This window comes from Arthrobacter sp. ISL-85 (assembly GCF_018613675.1).
Classification (GTDB): domain Bacteria; phylum Actinomycetota; class Actinomycetes; order Actinomycetales; family Micrococcaceae; genus Arthrobacter.
Genome location: NZ_JAGGPQ010000006.1, coordinates 119,931 through 135,245 on the forward strand (window position 1 = coordinate 119,931; position 15,315 = coordinate 135,245).

A 15,315-nucleotide genomic window follows, 5' to 3' on the forward strand; every position below is an offset into this window, starting at 1 on the left:
ATCAGTGCCACCGGGTCACTGCGCCAGCCGCTGCCCCGTCCATGGTCCGGGAATGGCCGACGGCGATGCCAGGCTCCCGGAGCTCAGGTCCCAGTACTGTACGGTGTCGTTGGCCCGGCGGAGTGCCACGCCCGTGGAGTTCAGCCCGGTGACGTTCCGCAGCGCCCGGATTCCCGTGACGTCCGTCCAACCCGTGGCGACCGTGGTCCGGGTTTCTGCGCGGAGCCCCGTGCTGCCCCAACCGCGGTAAAGCTGCACGGTGCCGTCGGTCTTCAGCCCCAGGATGTCCTGGAAGCCGTCACCGTCGTAGTCCACCATGGACAGCCGGGACGCGTAGATGCCGGTGGCAACCGTGACGCGTTCCGAAATATCGCCGGTGCCCTTGTTGCCGTAGAGGTACAGGTTTCCAGCCCCGTCCAGGGCCAGGATCTGGGGCATCCGGTTGTTGGCGCACCAGCCGCCCACTGCAAGGGTCAGGGTGTCCCATCCGCCCACGCCGAGGGTGATGGGCGCCTGGAACCCGCCACCTGCGATGCCGCGGGCCAGTGTCAGGTTGCCGCTGGCCCACTGGGTGAGGACGTCGTATGCGCCGTCACGGTCCCAGTCGGTGACGAAGACTTCCTTGGCTCCGCTGTAGCCTGAGCCAATCACCTTGGCAGCGGCGTAGGTGCGGGGCCCCGTGGAGGCCCGGTTGAGCAGCTGCCCGGCAGCGTCGACGGACACGAGGTCGGCCGGGCCGGTGATTGCCGCAGCGGCGAGGTTGAGGGTGGGCGGCATGTGCTTGACGGGTGCGTCGCACAGGCTTGGCGGCGGGGGCGGGAAAGCGCCGCCGGATGACGCGCCGCCCGGTGAATCGAGGGTTCCCGCCGGCAGGGTGGTGTAACCGAAGAAGTTCACCACACCCCAAATCTGGTAGGTGGAGTTGGTGTAGGAGATCCCCGCGCCCATCACGTTGAATCGCGGGTCAAGGAGCATGGCGTTGTGGCCCGGCGATCCCTTCCACCATTCAACAAGCTGGGCGGCGTCGCGGTCGGTGCGGATGGCAATGATCTCACCGGCACCGTTGTTGGGGCTCATGGCCCGGGGATCGGTCCAGAAACTGGCCCGGTGCTCCACCACCTCACGGGTGGCGATGTTGTCCGACCATTCCTGCGACAGTCCGGCCACGGTGGGGTGGTACTTCACCTTGTTCAGGCCGTTGGCCACCCGGTACTCGTTGATTTTGGTGAAGACCGTCAGGATGGCGGCTGAATTGCTGTCCGGGACCAAGGCTTCCGTGGTGGGAAGCACGGCGGCGGATTCGGGAGCCGCTAGTTGTGTTGTGGAAGGCGATGCCAGGCCCTGGTCCGGTCCCCAGAGCGGAGGGAGGGAAACCGTCTGGGGGGCGGGGTCCGCCGAAGCGGCAGCCGGTGCCGGCGGTGGCGGCGTCTCCGTTGCGGATTGGACCCCAGGCGTGGAGGAAGTATCCGCCTTGGGCGCGGAGGCGGGGGCCGGTGCGGGGGTGGCAGCCGGCACGGGTGACGCGACCCGGATATCCGGCTCCACGGCCGGGGTGAGGCTCCCTGTGGACCCGTCGCCCGTGGTGGACGTGCCGCCGCGGCGCATCAGCGGGGCCGCCAGCGAGATGCTCGCTGCTCCCGCCTGATCGGTGGGCATCGGTGCGGGAGGTGCGGTGGCGGACGACGAGACCAGCGCCAACGCACAGAGCACGCCAAGAACAGACGGTGCCATTAACTTATTCACAACATCCCCAGCTCTGTTACGCCATCCGGGAGACCATTCCGGCGGCTGTCATTCGCAACATTAGCCCCAGGAGGCCACAGCAACAACGGGAAAGTGCGGGTGTGGATAACCGATACGGTAATTTGGGACCGTGCTGATCTCTGACCGCGACATTCGTGCCGAAATTGACTCCCAGCGGATCGTGCTGGAACCGTACGATCCCGCGATGGTCCAGCCGTCGTCCGTGGATGTCCGGATCGATAAATTCTTCCGGTTGTTCGACAACCACAAGTACGCGCACATCGATCCTGCGCTGGAGCAGCCCGAGCTGACCCGGCTGGTGGAAGTTGACCAGGGCGAAGCCTTTATCCTGCACCCGGGGGAGTTTGTCCTGGGGTCCACGTACGAGACCGTGACGCTGCCCGATGACATCGCAGCCAGGCTGGAAGGGAAGTCGTCCCTGGGCCGGCTGGGCCTGCTGACGCACTCCACCGCGGGCTTCATCGACCCCGGCTTTTCAGGCCACGTCACCCTTGAACTGTCCAACATGGCCACCCTGCCCATCAAGCTGTGGCCCGGCATGAAGATCGGCCAGCTCTGCTTCTTCCGGCTTAGCTCAGCCGCGGAGTTCCCCTACGGCCAGGGGGAGTACGGCAACCGGTACCAGGGCCAGCGCGGCCCTACCGCCAGCCGCAGCCACCTGAACTTCCACCGCACCAACATCTAGCAGCACCGGTACCAGCAGTACCGGTATCTAGCAGCGCCGTACCCAACAGCCCCGGAAGAACGGCACGCTGCCACGGTGGCAGTCGGGCCCGCAGGCAGGCTAGGGCTGTGGCGCGACCGCCGGCCTCCGGATGAACGGCTTGGCCAGCGGTTCCACATAGCGTGCGGCCAGTGGCCCCATTACAGCCATCAGGAGAACGTAGGCGGTGGCAAGGGCCGCGAGCTGATGCGGGACTGCGCCTGAAGCAACCGCCAGGCCTGCGATCACGATGGAGAATTCGCCGCGGGCAACCAGCGCGGCGCCGGCCCGGAAGCGTCCGGGCCGGGCAATCCCGGCGTGCCTTGCCGCCCAAATCCCGGTCATCATCTTGGTTCCGGCGGTGGCCACCGCCAGGACCAGTGCCCACCCCAGGACCGGCGGGATGGCTGAAGGGTCCGTGTTGAGGCCGAACGCCACGAAGAAGATGGCTGCAAACAGGTCGCGCAGCGGTTCAAGGATCAGGGTGGCGTTGTGGGCGGTGGAACCCGAGATGGCGATGCCCAGCATGAAGGCGCCCACTGCCGCGGACACCTGCATGGCGGACGCCGCGCCCGCCACCAGCAGGGCCGCCCCGAGGACATTGAGCAGGAAGACCTCGGAGTTCTCGCTGTGCACTGCCTTGGAAACATGGTGCCCGTGCCGCAGCGCCACCATCAGGACCACGGTAACCACGGCCAGGGCAATGGCCACCGTGGTGAGGCCGCCGAGGAAACCCACTCCCGCGAGCGTGGCCGTCAGGATGGGCAGGTAGACGGCCATGGCCAGGTCCTCGAAAACCAGGATGGACAGGACCACAGGTGTCTCGCGGTTGCCAAGCCGGCCGAGGTCCGTGATGACCTTGGCGGCGATGCCCGACGAGGAAATGTAGGTGACCCCGCCCATGACCATGGCCCCCACGCCGCCCCACCCCAGGAGCAGGGCAAGCCCGGCGCCGGGCAGGAAGTTCAGGACGAGGTCAAGGACGCCGGCCTGCCACGAGCGGCGCAGGCCGGTGAAGAGCTCGGCAGCCGTATATTCCAAACCGAGCATAAGCAGCAGCAGGATGACGCCGATCTCGCCGGAGAGATGTGCGAACTCATGCATCCCTTCGAGCTTGATGATGCCGCCCGCACCAAATGCGAGTCCGCCCAGCAGGTAGAACGGGATGGGCGACATACCGATCCGCCCGGCCAGCCTGGCCAGGAGGCCGAGGCAGAACACAACGGCCCCCAGTTCAACAAGGGTCTGGGCCAACGGGTCCATGGGGACTAGCCGTGGCGCAGGATCTCGGCCGCTGAATCGAGGCCTTCCTGGGTGCCCACCGCCACCAGCAGGTCACCGGGGTGGAGGACGACGTCGGGTCCCGGCGAGGGCAGGACCTCACCCTCGCGCATGATGGCCACGATCGAAACGCCGCACCGGGTGCGGATGCACGCCTTGCCCATGGGCTGGTTCTGGAACGGGGAGTCCGCCGCGATGGAGAACTGCCGGGTGACGATGCCCGGAACGTCCTTGTGCTCTTCCGCGAGCTTCATGGCAAGGTGCATGCCGCCCAGGAGGTTGCCCAGGGTGGCTGCTTCATCGCTGGTAAGCGGAATCGAAGCCTGGCAAGTATCGGGGTCGTCCCAGGTGGAAACGATGAGTTCCGTCTGGCCTTCCCGGAGCTCCACGACGCCGATGCGGCGCCCGGAGGCGGTCATGAAGTCCTTCCGGCGGCCCAGGCCGGGAAGGTTCGTTTCGTCCACGTTCATGACTCCAGCCTAGTCTGCCTTGCAGCACTTGGCCGGGGCCCCGGGACGGCACCGCAAGGGTGTTTTTCAGGTTGCGGGGACTACGGCAATGGGTGCCTTCTCCGGCGCTTTTACCGGAAGCAGCACCAGGAGTCCTGCCAGGAGGACAACCATGATGCCGAGGATGCCCCACCGCTGCGCCTGCCCGGCAGGCACCAGCGGGGTTGCCACGGTGATGCAGAGCGTGAACAGGGCGGGCGCCAGGAAACTGACTGCGCGGCCGGTGGTGGCGTAGAGGCCGAAGAGCTCACCGGATTCCCCGTGCGGCGCCAGCCGGGCCAGGTAGGCGCGGGACGATGACTGGGCCGGGCCGACGAACAGGCAGAGGAAAAGTCCGAAGACCCAGAACGTGGTACTGCCGGCCCATTCCATGCCGAAGAAGGCATACTTACCGTTTCCCAGGACCAGGATTGCGCTCCCGGCAACAAGGAGGCCCACCAGGGAGCCTGTGATGACGGTCTTTGGGCCCACCTTGTCGTCCAGGAATCCGCCAATGACTGCACCGATGGCTGCTACCACGTTCCCGAAAATGGCGAAGAAGATGACCTGGGACAGGGCAAAACCGAACGTGCCGGCAGCGATGATTCCGCCGAACGTGAAGACCGCGGCGAGGCCATCCCTGAAGACGGCACTGGCCAGAAGGAAGTAGATGGTGTGCGGGCTGGTGGCGTAGATCGCCTTGATCCGCCGGAACAGCAGCCCGTAGCTGGCGAGGAATCCCAGGCGCGCGGCCTGCCCGGAGCGTGGCAGTTCAGGAACGGCGAACAGGACGGGAAGGGCGAAGACGAAGAACCACAGGGCGGAGAAGACGGCCACCAGCCGGATGTTGAGGCTGTCCTGCGTCGATGCCCCGAACCATTCAAAGGCAGGCTGGACGAACAGTTGCAGGACCACCAGGAGGGCCACGATGCCGCCCAGGTAGCCGGCACCCCAGCCGAAACCGCTCACCTTTCCAATGTTCCGTGGCGTGGACACCTGGACGAGCATGGCGTTGTAGTTGACGCCGGCGAATTCGAAGAAGACATTGCCCAGTGCGATCAGCGACACCCCGAGGAGCAGGAATTGGGGGTGCGGGAACACGAAGAAGCACAGCGCGGTGAGGACGGCGACGACGGCAGAGTTGACTCCCAGCCACAGCTTGCGCCGGCCCCCTGCGTCCGAGCGCTGGCCGGTGACCGGTGCCAGCAGCGCAATGGCGAACCCGGCAACCGCCAAGGCGCCGCCCAGGACTGCCGAGGCACTGTCCTCGCCGCCGAAGGCCTTGGACGTCAGGTAGACGGTGAAGACGAATGTGGTCATGACGGCGTTGAAGGCCGCCGAGCCCCAGTCCCAGGAGGCCCAGGCCAGGACCTGCCCTTTGGTGGAGGACCCGGTTCCGGTTTCGAGTTCCGAGGCGGGCTGCATCGCCCCCGGAGCGCTGGCGCTGTTCATAGGATGCATCGTATCCGCCCGTGGCGAACACCCAGGGGAGCGCGGGCCCTTGACACCGGGATTCCGGCTCCGGGTGTCCGAAAAACCGACGAGGATACCGGACCCTCCTTGGTAAACTGAGCCCTCCCGAACCTTACTTTTTGCCGCCTGCTCCAACTTTTGACAATCGAATCCCTGACGTTGCGGAGAATACAGTGATCACAGTCCTTGCCGTGCACTTTTCGGTGGCTGTCCTCGCGCCCTTCCTCTTCAGGATTTGGGGCCGCAACGCCTTCTACGCGTTGGCTCCCGTTCCGGCGGTTTCCTTTGGCTGGCTGATGCTCCAGCACGGTCCCATCTATGCAGGCCCCGGGACGGTCACTGAGTCTTTCGAGTGGATCCCCAGCCTCCATCTGGAACTTGCCTTCCGGATGGATGCGCTGGCCTGGGTCATGTCCCTCCTGGTGCTCGGCGTTGGCTCCCTGGTGCTGGTTTACTGCGCGCGGTACTTCAAGCGTAAGGACCAGGACCTCGGCGCCTTTGGAGCCCAGCTGCTGGCGTTCGCAGGCGCCATGTTCGGCCTGGTCGCGGCCGATGACCTCCTGTTGCTGTTCATCTTCTGGGAACTGACCACCATCCTGTCCTACCTGCTGATCGGCTTTGCCCGGACCCGGCTTGCTGCCCGCCGTTCAGCCCTCCAGGCCCTGATGGTCACTACCGCCGGCGGCCTTGCCATGCTGGTTGGCCTGATCATGCTGGGCAACGCCGCCGGCACGTACCGTATCTCCGGCGTCCTGGACCAAGCCCCGTCGCTGGCCGCCGGGACGTCCGGCGCAATGGTGAGTGCCGCCGTCGTGCTCATCCTGGTTGGTGCGATCACCAAATCAGCGTTGGTCCCGTTCCACTTCTGGCTCCCCGGCGCCATGGCCGCACCCACCCCCGTCAGTGCCTACCTGCACGCAGCGGCGATGGTCAAGGCCGGCATCTACCTGGTGGCCCGGCTTGCACCCGGTTTTTCCGGGACGGCGTACTGGCAGCCGGTGGTCCTGGGGCTTGGCCTGGCCACCATGCTGGTGGGCGGCTACCGGGCACTGCGCCAGACCGACATCAAACTGATCCTTGCCTACGGCACCGTCAGCCAGTTGGGCTTCCTCACCATGGTGGTGGGTTTGGGAACGCCGGGCGCCGCACTGGCGGGCCTGGCCATGCTGCTGGCCCACGGCCTGTTCAAAGCCACGCTCTTCCTGGTGGTGGGCATCATCGACCACCAGTCCGGGACCCGGGACGTGCGCAAGCTGTCCGGCGTCTTCCAATCCTCACGCGCACTGGGCATCGTGGCCGGAATCGGCGCCGCGTCCATGGCGGGCGTTCCGCTGCTGGGCGGCTTTGTGGCCAAGGAATCGGTGCTGGAGGCCTTCGTGCACCACGCCGCGGACCCGCACTCCGGTGCGTGGGCCACGGTGGTCCTCGTCGGTGTGGTGGTGGGCTCGGTCCTCACGTTCGCCTACAGCGCCCGGTTCATGTGGGGTGCGTTCGCGGTCAAGCCCGGTGTGGACCCCACCCCGTTCAAGGCCATCACGCCCTCCTTCCTTGCCGCCCCCGCGGTCCTCAGCGTCCTGACCATCGCTTACGGGCTATGGCCGGTTCCGGTGGACGCCTGGATCCAGCCGTACGCCGCGCTGTTCGCATCAACAGCGCCCGACGCCGGCAGCCCGGCAGCGCAGGCGGGCCACCTTGCGCTGTGGCATGGTTTCACCCCGGCGCTTGGCCTGACGGCCGTCACCTTCGTGCTTGGCCTGGCCATGTACGTGGCCCGCAGGGCAGTGGCCCGGGCCCAGTCCCTGGTCCCGGCCTGGGTGGACGGCGACCGCGCCTACCAGCTGACCATCGGCGCCCTGGATGATGTGGCTGTTTGGGTCACGGGCCGGACCCAGCGCGGTTCACTGTATTTCTATCTTGCGGTGATCCTGAGCGTTGCGTTCGTCCTGCCGCTCGCGGCCATCCTGCTTGGCGGCAACCCCCTCCCGCAGGGCATCTACCTGGTGGATCCGAATTCACCGCTGCAGCTTGTGGCCGGGGTGGGCATCGTCATCGGCGCCCTGGCCGCCGTCAAGGCCAACAAACGTTTCCTCGCCGTGCTCATGGTGTCCGTTACCGGGTACGGCATCGCATTGGTGTTCGCTTTGCAGGGCGCGCCGGACCTGGCTCTGACCCAGATGCTGGTGGAAACCATCATCCTGGTGGCCTTCGTCCTGGCCATGCGCAGGCTGCCGCCCGAACTGCGGGACCGCACCGGCGGAAAATACCGGGTCGTGCGCGTGATCATCGGCTTGGGCTTCGGCATAACCATGGTGTTCGCCGCGATTTTCGCCATGGGTGCCCGGACCGCCATCCCTGTGTCATTGCAGTTTCCGCAGCTTGCCTATGAAGGTGGTGGCGGCCTCAACGTGGTCAATGTGACCCTGGTGGATATCCGGGCCTGGGACACGTTCGGTGAAATCAGCGTCCTGGCGCTGGCCGCCACCGGCGTGGCAAGCCTGATCTTTGTCCGCGGCCGGGGCGACAGGCTGCAGGCTTCGGCATCCGTTGCCGCCGGCACGGTGGGACGCTACCACGGGATTGACCCCGGATCCCGCGATGCTGCTGCGCTGGCCATCAGCCGGAAGTTCGCCGCCTCGACCCGGGACGCCTGGATTGTGGCCGGGCGGACGCTGGCCCCCGAACGCCGCTCCATCATCTTCGAGGTGGTTACACGGCTGATCTTCCACACCATGATCATCTTCTCGTTGTACCTGCTGCTGGCCGGGCACAACCTGCCGGGCGGCGGTTTCGCCGGCGGCCTCACCGCCGGATTGGCCCTGACCATGCGCTATCTGGCGGGCGGGCGCTTCGAACTCCGGGAGGCCGCGCCGCTGAGCGCCGGCGCACTGCTGGGCGTCGGCCTGGCGCTGGCGGCGGCCTCCGGCGTGATGCCCCTGCTCTTCGGTGGCCAGGTGTTCCAGTCCGCCATCATCCAGGTGTGGCTGCCCGTGTTCGGGGACATCAAGTTCGTCACCTCCACCATCTTCGATATCGGCGTGTACATCGTGGTGGTGGGCCTGGTGCTTGACGTGCTGCGCAGCCTCGGAGCCGAGATCGATGAGCACCTGGAGGACCAGTACGCGCCCGCCGGCCAGGACCTGGAACAGGAATTGGAACAGGACCGGGAACTGGGCCAGGCCGGGGAAGATCAAGGACCCGGGAAGCTGGAACAGGAACCGGACGGGGTTCCTGCCGAGACCACCGCAAAGGGCCATGCATGAGCGTCAACCTGACCCTGCTGATTGTCATGGGAGCGCTGTACGCCTGCGGCATCTACCTGATCCTGGAACGCAGCCTCACAAGGGTGCTGCTGGGGCTGATGCTGCTGGCCAACGCCACCAACCTGCTGATCCTGGCAACGGGCGGATACGCAGGACTGGCACCGCTGTTCGCCAAGGACACCCCCGCCCAGGACTACAACGATCCCCTGCCGCAGGCCCTGATCCTGACATCGATCGTGATTTCCTTCGCGGTTACGGCCTTCATGCTGGGCATCATCTACCGCACCTGGGTGCTGGCCCGCCAGGACGACATCCAGGATGACATTGAGGACCTCCGGGTGGCGGAGACCCCCAGCTTCGATGCGGAGGACGACGCCGAAGTCCCCGCGGAAACGTCCGAATTCCCGCTCACCATGCTCGGTTCCGACGGACGCAACGTGTCAAACCACGGTGCTTCCGTCGTCGGCGCGGGCCAGGAAATGGACCAGCCGGTGGCCACGCTGGTGGCCGGCGGCCGGGAGATGCCCGCAGAACACGCTGCCGCGGAGGAAAAGCCCGGCTCACTGAACGTTGACCCTCACCATGTTGGACCCAGCCCGGAAGGAGGCGGAAAGTGAACATCGCAAGCTTTGCCCCGCTCGCCGTCGTACTTCCCATCCTGGGCGCCGCCCTGACCTTCCTGCTGATCCGGCACTCCAGGGCCCAGCGCGCGGTGAGCATCGCCCTGCTGTCGTTGACTCTGGCACTTGAGTGCCTCCTGCTGGCTTCGGCGTGGAACGGCGGCACCGCTGCGGTGACCATCGGAGGCTGGCTGCCACCCTTCGGCATCGTGATGGTAGTGGACCAGTTCTCCTCGCTGATGCTGGTGGTGTCCTCCGCCGTGAGCCTGGCCGTGCTGGTGTACGCCACGGGCCAGGGCATGGCCGACGGCGATGAGGACGCCCCAGTGTCGATCTTCCACCCGACATACCTGATCCTGGTGGCCGGGGTGTCCAACGCGTTCCTTTCAGGGGACCTCTTCAACCTCTACGTCGGCTTCGAGATCCTGCTGACCGCAAGCTACGTGCTGATGACCCTGGGCGGCACCGGGCCGCGCATCCGGGCCGGGGTCACCTACGTGGTGGTCTCCGTAGTGTCCTCGGTGCTGTTCCTGATCGCCATCGCCATGGTGTACGGGGCCACCGGCACCGTCAACATGGCGGACCTGGCCATCAAGCTGGGTGACCTGGACCAGGGCACCAGGACACTGCTGCATGTGATGCTCCTGGTGGCGTTCGGCATCAAGGCCGCCGTGTTCCCCTTGTCCTTCTGGCTTCCCGACTCCTACCCGACGGCGCCTGCACCGGTTACCGCCGTGTTCGCCGGCCTGTTGACCAAGGTGGGCGTCTACGCCATGGTCCGGACCGAGACGCTGCTGTTTCCCGGCGACACCCTGAACACGCCGCTCATGGTGGTGGCGCTGCTGACCATGGTGGTTGGGATCCTTGGTGCCCTCGCGCAAAGCGACATCAAGCGGCTCCTCTCGTTCACCCTGGTGAGCCACATCGGCTATATGGTGTTCGGGCTGGCTATGTCCTCGGCCGTTGGGCTGGCCGCGGCAGTGTTCTACGTAGCCCACCACATCACCATCCAGACCAGTCTCTTCATGGTGACCGGCCTGGTCGAGCGCCGCGGGGGCAGCTCGTCCGTGGACCGGCTCGGCGGGTTGGCCAAGCTGTCACCCGTGCTGGGCCTGCTGTTCTTCATTCCCGGGATGAACCTGGCCGGCATCCCGCCCTTCTCTGGATTCCTCGGCAAGGTGGGCCTGCTTCAGGCCGGCGTCCAGCTGGGCACGCCGCTGGCGTACGCGCTTGTGATCGGCGGGGTGGTGACCAGCCTCCTGACGCTGTTGGCCATCGCCAGGGTTTGGAACCGTGCCTTCTGGCGCCGCCCCACCGACGCCGAGCATCCGGATCCGGTGCTCCTTGCCACTCCTGCGGGGAGGGTTTCCGGTCCCGGCGCCAAGGTGAACAACACCGTGACCCTCCTGCCGCGCACCATGGTGGGCTCCACGGCGGGCCTGGTGGTGCTCGGCCTGGCCCTGACCGTTTTTGCCGGGCCGCTCTTCAGTCTTTCGGACCGGGCTGCCCGGGACATGCTGGACCGGACACCGTACATCCAGTCGGTGCTCGGTGACGGTGCCTCCGTCCCTGGGACAACTGCCGTGGGAGGAAGCCGATGAGCCGCAAACGCATTTCCCTGCGCCAGGAACTGCCGCTGCTGGTTTGGCTGGTGATCGTCTGGGGCGCCCTGTGGCAGGATTTCAGCCCCGGCAACTCGCTGTTCGGTGCCCTCCTGGCCGTGGGCGTGGCCCGGCTCTTCTACCTTCCGCCGGTGGAGCTTAGCGGCCGCTTCAATATCCTCTACGCCGTGCCCTTTGCGCTGGCCTTCGTGGGCAAAGTGGTGGTGGCCAGCGCCCAGGTGCTGTACCTTGCCACGGTCCGCGGCCCCAAGGTGACCAACGCCGTGGTTGCAGTGATGCTGCGGAGCCACCAGGACCTGATCGTCACTGCCACCGGACACGTGATCTCGCTGATCCCGGGATCCCTGGTGGTGGAGGTGGACCGCTCCACGTCCACCCTGTACCTGCATGCACTCAATATCACCTCCAAGCAGGACGTGGAGGGCCTGCGGAACGAAGTCCGCTCCATTGAAGCCGGCCTGATCCGCATCATGGGCACCCCTGCGGAACTCGAAGAAGTGCGAATGGAGGCCACCGCATGATGCACGTTGTCCTGGCTGTTACGGCCGTCATTTTTTCGCTGGCCGCGGCCGGCGCCATCATCAGGATTGCCCGCGGCCCATCGCTGCTGGACCGGGTGCTGGCGGCCGACGTGCTGCTCGCCATCCTGGGTGGGGCGCTGTGCATTGATATGGCCGTGAACCGGCACTTGAACAACCTGATGCTGGTGGTGGCCATCTCCATCATCGGGTTCATCGGCTCCGTGACGGTGGCGCGGTTCGTGGCGGACCGGAGGGTGAAGCCCAATGATTCCTGACTTCTCCGGACCCGATGCCTGGATCGATGCCGTCTCCGCCGTATTCATGGTGGTGGGCGCCCTCATGTCCCTGGGCGCCGCGATTGGCTTGCTCCGCTTCCCGGACCTGCTGAGCCGCATGCATGCCGCCACCAAGCCCCAGGTCCTGGGCCTGTTCCTGCTGCTGGCGGCCATCGGGCTGCAGATGCGCACGTGGTGGGTGTGGCCGGTCCTGGTGGTTGCCTGGATCTTCCAGCTGCTCACGGTGCCCGTATCCGCCCATATGGTGGGCCGAGCGGGATACCGCACCAAGCACCTGCACCGGGAGCTGCTCACCGCGGACGAGCTGGAAGCCGTGGTGCAAAAAGCCGCCGCCGAGGCTGCCCGGAAGGACAGCCCCGACGGCGGCCGGTAACGCTGCAGGGAAAGCTAGACGATGTCCTGCGTCTTGGCGAAGCGGGTGATGGCGCGCTGGGTGCCGCGGTTCGCCAGGACCTGGATGATGGCACTGACGGACGCCGAAATCAGCGCGAAGGTCAAGGCCGACCGCAGGCTCGTGGGCACATCCTCATTCTTGCCGGTGGGCGCTTTTTGCCCGGTGGTCTTTTCCCAGATGGTGTTGACAAGCTTGGTGCCGGCAAAGCCTGCGCCGAGGCTGACGGCGGTCCCGAGCAGCTTGATGAGAAGGTTCATTCCTGGTACTCCTTGCGGGCGGAAAACGGACTGGTCCAAGCCTAGCCGTAGACCACTGCCGGTCCGGGCAAGGGCAACGGCGTGGGCGGGTTAGCGGACCAAAGCTGTGTTGGGGACTAACCGGCCGGGGGCTCGGTGCGGAATTTGATCATTTTGTGCGTCCCGTCGCAATAAGGCTTGATCGCGGACGCCCCGCACCGGCACAAGGCAACGGTCTGCCGCTCCCGGGGGACGGCGTCACCGGAGGGGGTAACAATTTCGAACTCACCCCTGACAATCAGGGGCCCGTCGGGGCAGACCACGATCGAGCCCGCGGCAGATTCCTGGTCCACGCCGGTTCGTTGCTGTTCGGAATTCATGCCTGCACCGTATTCATCGTTGTTCTTGCCTTGCCGGAGTGGGGGAGCTTTCCTGAATGGCGCCGCCGGAGTTCTGCCTCGGAGTGCGCCGCTGTCCTGATTCTGCTGCCCGCGTAGGGAATGCCGCCGCCCAGCCTGAAGGCCAGTGCCACCCAGATACACACCGCCCGCTCAAGGGCCCAGAGCGGGGCGAACCAGGCAGCGGAGGCGGGAAAGACCGCGGTCCCGTTGTGCCGCCGTCGTCCGATTTCCGCGCCCATGACAGCAGCCGCGGCAAGTCCCAGGAGAATGGCCCGCCGCGGCCCGGTGGGCAGGAAGGTGGCGCCGGCGGCGGCCGGGAGCAGGGCGAGCTCCGCAATGAGCCGCGGCGGCTGGGCGAAGTCGTCGTATGCCTGCCGCACGCGTTGGCGCAGGAAATGCCTCGCAATGGGCGGTCTGCGGGCCACGAAGAGATCCGGAACCGTCAGTTCGGTGCCGCCGGCGGCTTTGATGGTCCGGATGAGCTCCAGGTTTTCGAACAGGACCCCCGCATAGCCGCCGCTGGCCAGCAGGGCGCTCCGGCGCACCCCCAAAGTTCCGGGATAGTCGGCGGACCAGGCGCGGTTCAGCAGCGTCCTGGCCGTGTCCCAGCGGGCATGCCAGGGGAGGGGAGCGAAGTAGTTCTGCGGCCGCACTACGTCTGCGGACTCCAGGTGGTGTACGACGGCGGCGAGAGCCTCGCGCGTGTAGCGCACGTCGTCGTCGGCAATGACAAGGAATTCCGCGCCAGAGGCGCGCACCCCGGTCATGACTCCGGCCACCTTGCCGTTGGCGATGCCCTGGCCGTCCGGCCGGATGTGCCGCACCGTCGCGGGAAAGGTGGCACGGTGGCGTTCAAAAAGCGCGGCGTCCGAGCCATCCACCACCGTGACGGGGATCCAGTCCACCAACTGGCGGAGGTAGTCCGACAACTCAGCCAGCCCAGAGTCCCCGGCCCAGCGCAGGGGGAGGATGTACTCCGCATCCGGCGCCACGTGGGCCGGCGGCTCCTGCGCGGCCTGCGGCCAGACCGTCATGCTGCCGCCGGCGCGGCCGCCCGCAGCGATGTTTCCCCGGCTTCCCAGGAGGACATCAGGTGGGCGGAAAGGCGGCTGTCGATGGCCATGACCGCGGTGGCTCCAAACAGCACGTCTGCCAGGAGGGAAGGCTCAGCTTCAACCAGGCCGCCGGCGAGGTCCCGCCCGGCAATCTGTTCATGCACGGCATCCGCCTCCACATGCTCATCAAAGTAGTGGGTGATGTCCGCGGCGAAACCGTGCCGGCGGAATCCATTGCCGTAGAAACGGTTGGGCTGGGAGGACGTCATTTCGTAGATTGCCAGATGCCCGGCGATGGCACCGCGGAGCCGGCGGTTCAGCCCGCACAGCGACATGAGGTTCACGGATGCGAGGGAGACGGCGGGGACGGCGTCGAGGTAAGCGCCGTAGCTGTCGTCCAGGCCCAGGCCGCGCATGGTCCGCGCAAAGAGTGCGCTGTGCATCCGCTCGGGCCTGCCGCCGCCGTATTCGTCCGCCTGGATCTCCACGAGGGCCGCCTTGGCCCGGCCGGTCAACCGGGGAATGGCCCAGGTGTGCGGATCCGCTTCCTTTAGCTGGTACACGGATTTGTGGATCAGGAACTCCTTGAGCTGGTCCACGCTTGCCTTTTTGGCGACATAGCGGGAAACGCTGGGGCCGGTTTCCGTGGCGGCGAGGCCGAACAGGACGTCGGCTACGGCGTCGCTGGTCATGGCAACCCCTGCCGGCAGTTCGAAGTTTCCGGCGGCTTGGCGTGCGGCTGCGCGGAGGGCCGCCTCAAAGGGTTCCTCAATCAACCGCCGGACCCTGATCAGGTCCGGTTCCCACTCCCAGCCGTCGCTGACGCCGTCCAGTCCCGAGTAGTGCAGTTCGTAGAGGCAGAAGAGGGACAGCTGGATGTCTTCGTCGCCAATAATGTCGCCGGTTCCGGCCAGGTGCCCTGCTGCCAGCTGGTACAGCCCGTCAAGCTCTGCCCCTGCCGTTTCGGGATCCTTTGCCAGGGCCGCGAAGAGTGCGCTGCTGATGGAGCCTCTGGTTTCCGGGATTTTCATGGTGCTCCTTGGTTGCCGCGCTGCTCCGGGAACCAGCGCGGAAGGTGCTCCCATGCCCTGTCCTCGTCGAAACCCGGGAAACAACATAGTAAGCATGATTACTAATAAAACCTAAGCGGCCCGACGGCCCGGCCCGCACGTCCGGGTACCAATCCCTCAGCGCCTCAGAA

15 protein-coding genes are annotated in these 15,315 nt (G+C 66.3%); 7 read left to right on the forward strand and 8 right to left on the reverse strand.

Features of this window, described 5'->3' with window-relative positions; translation table 11 throughout:
* Nucleotides 1-15: 15 nt before the first annotated feature.
* Nucleotides 16-1,731 (reverse strand): CAP domain-containing protein, encoded by a 1,716-nt coding sequence (locus tag J7I84_RS05435; RefSeq protein ID WP_214941669.1) that lies wholly within the window; start codon nucleotides 1,729-1,731, stop codon nucleotides 16-18.
* Between the two features lie 142 nt (nucleotides 1,732-1,873).
* On the opposite strand from J7I84_RS05435, the gene dcd reads away from it, so the two are divergent.
* Nucleotides 1,874-2,449 carry a dCTP deaminase gene (gene dcd, locus J7I84_RS05440; protein ID WP_214941672.1) on the forward strand — a complete coding sequence of 192 codons (576 nt, stop codon included), beginning with the start codon at nucleotides 1,874-1,876 and terminating at the stop codon, nucleotides 2,447-2,449.
* A gap of 99 nt (nucleotides 2,450-2,548) precedes the next feature.
* Here dcd and J7I84_RS05445 read toward each other — a convergent pair whose 3' ends face one another.
* The 3 genes from J7I84_RS05445 to J7I84_RS05455 form a co-directional block, all read right to left on the reverse strand.
* Nucleotides 2,549-3,730 carry a cation:proton antiporter gene (locus J7I84_RS05445; RefSeq protein WP_214941675.1) on the reverse strand — a complete coding sequence of 394 codons (1,182 nt, stop codon included), beginning with the start codon at nucleotides 3,728-3,730 and terminating at the stop codon, nucleotides 2,549-2,551.
* Between the two features lie 5 nt (nucleotides 3,731-3,735).
* Nucleotides 3,736-4,218, reverse strand: a complete 483-nt coding sequence (locus J7I84_RS05450; RefSeq protein WP_214941678.1) for a cation:proton antiporter regulatory subunit — start codon at nucleotides 4,216-4,218, stop codon at nucleotides 3,736-3,738.
* Nucleotides 4,219-4,284: 66 nt separating this feature from the next.
* The gene (locus J7I84_RS05455; RefSeq protein ID WP_214941681.1) at nucleotides 4,285-5,688 is read right to left on the reverse strand and encodes an MFS transporter; all 1,404 of its coding nucleotides are present in this window, start codon (nucleotides 5,686-5,688) and stop codon (nucleotides 4,285-4,287) included.
* Between the two features lie 194 nt (nucleotides 5,689-5,882).
* Here J7I84_RS05455 and J7I84_RS05460 point away from each other — a divergent pair, with 194 nt between their 5' ends.
* Genes J7I84_RS05460 through mnhG form a run of 6 tightly spaced genes read left to right on the forward strand, consistent with a single transcriptional unit; the run spans nucleotide 5,883 to nucleotide 12,401 of the window.
* Complete coding sequence (locus J7I84_RS05460) at nucleotides 5,883-8,969, forward strand: Na+/H+ antiporter subunit A (RefSeq protein ID WP_214941684.1); 3,087 nt, start codon at nucleotides 5,883-5,885, stop codon at nucleotides 8,967-8,969.
* A complete protein-coding gene (locus tag J7I84_RS05465) occupies nucleotides 8,966-9,586 on the forward strand; it encodes a Na(+)/H(+) antiporter subunit C (RefSeq protein WP_214941687.1) in 621 nt (206 codons plus the stop codon). Before J7I84_RS05460 ends, J7I84_RS05465 begins: the two co-directional genes overlap by 4 nt.
* A complete protein-coding gene (locus tag J7I84_RS05470) occupies nucleotides 9,583-11,190 on the forward strand; it encodes a Na+/H+ antiporter subunit D (protein ID WP_214941689.1) in 1,608 nt (535 codons plus the stop codon). Before J7I84_RS05465 ends, J7I84_RS05470 begins: the two co-directional genes overlap by 4 nt.
* Entirely contained in the window at nucleotides 11,187-11,732 is a 546-nt protein-coding gene (locus J7I84_RS05475; RefSeq protein ID WP_214941692.1) for a Na+/H+ antiporter subunit E, read from the forward strand. Before J7I84_RS05470 ends, J7I84_RS05475 begins: the two co-directional genes overlap by 4 nt.
* Complete coding sequence (locus J7I84_RS05480) at nucleotides 11,729-12,007, forward strand: monovalent cation/H+ antiporter complex subunit F (protein ID WP_214941694.1); 279 nt, start codon at nucleotides 11,729-11,731, stop codon at nucleotides 12,005-12,007. The genes J7I84_RS05475 and J7I84_RS05480 overlap by 4 nt, the downstream gene beginning before the upstream one ends.
* Nucleotides 11,997-12,401 (forward strand): monovalent cation/H(+) antiporter subunit G, encoded by a 405-nt coding sequence (gene mnhG / locus J7I84_RS05485; protein WP_214941697.1) that lies wholly within the window; start codon nucleotides 11,997-11,999, stop codon nucleotides 12,399-12,401. Before J7I84_RS05480 ends, mnhG begins: the two co-directional genes overlap by 11 nt.
* A gap of 14 nt (nucleotides 12,402-12,415) precedes the next feature.
* On the opposite strand, the gene J7I84_RS05490 is transcribed toward mnhG, so the two are convergent.
* The 4 genes from J7I84_RS05490 to J7I84_RS05505 all read right to left on the reverse strand — a co-directional run bounded on the left by J7I84_RS05490 (nucleotide 12,416) and on the right by J7I84_RS05505 (nucleotide 15,145).
* Nucleotides 12,416-12,679, reverse strand: a complete 264-nt coding sequence (locus J7I84_RS05490; protein WP_214941700.1) for a DUF4235 domain-containing protein — start codon at nucleotides 12,677-12,679, stop codon at nucleotides 12,416-12,418.
* A 116-nt stretch (nucleotides 12,680-12,795) separates the two neighbouring features.
* Entirely contained in the window at nucleotides 12,796-13,038 is a 243-nt protein-coding gene (locus J7I84_RS05495; protein ID WP_251046160.1) for a CDGSH iron-sulfur domain-containing protein, read from the reverse strand.
* On the reverse strand, nucleotides 13,035-14,093 hold the full coding sequence (locus J7I84_RS05500) for a glycosyltransferase family 2 protein (RefSeq protein ID WP_214941703.1): 1,059 nt from the start codon (nucleotides 14,091-14,093) through the stop codon (nucleotides 13,035-13,037). The genes J7I84_RS05495 and J7I84_RS05500 overlap by 4 nt, the downstream gene beginning before the upstream one ends.
* Nucleotides 14,090-15,145: an iron-containing redox enzyme family protein gene (locus tag J7I84_RS05505; protein ID WP_214941706.1), complete on the reverse strand. Its 1,056-nt coding sequence runs from the start codon at nucleotides 15,143-15,145 to the stop codon at nucleotides 14,090-14,092. Before J7I84_RS05505 ends, J7I84_RS05500 begins: the two co-directional genes overlap by 4 nt.
* Nucleotides 15,146-15,315: the final 170 nt, after the last annotated feature.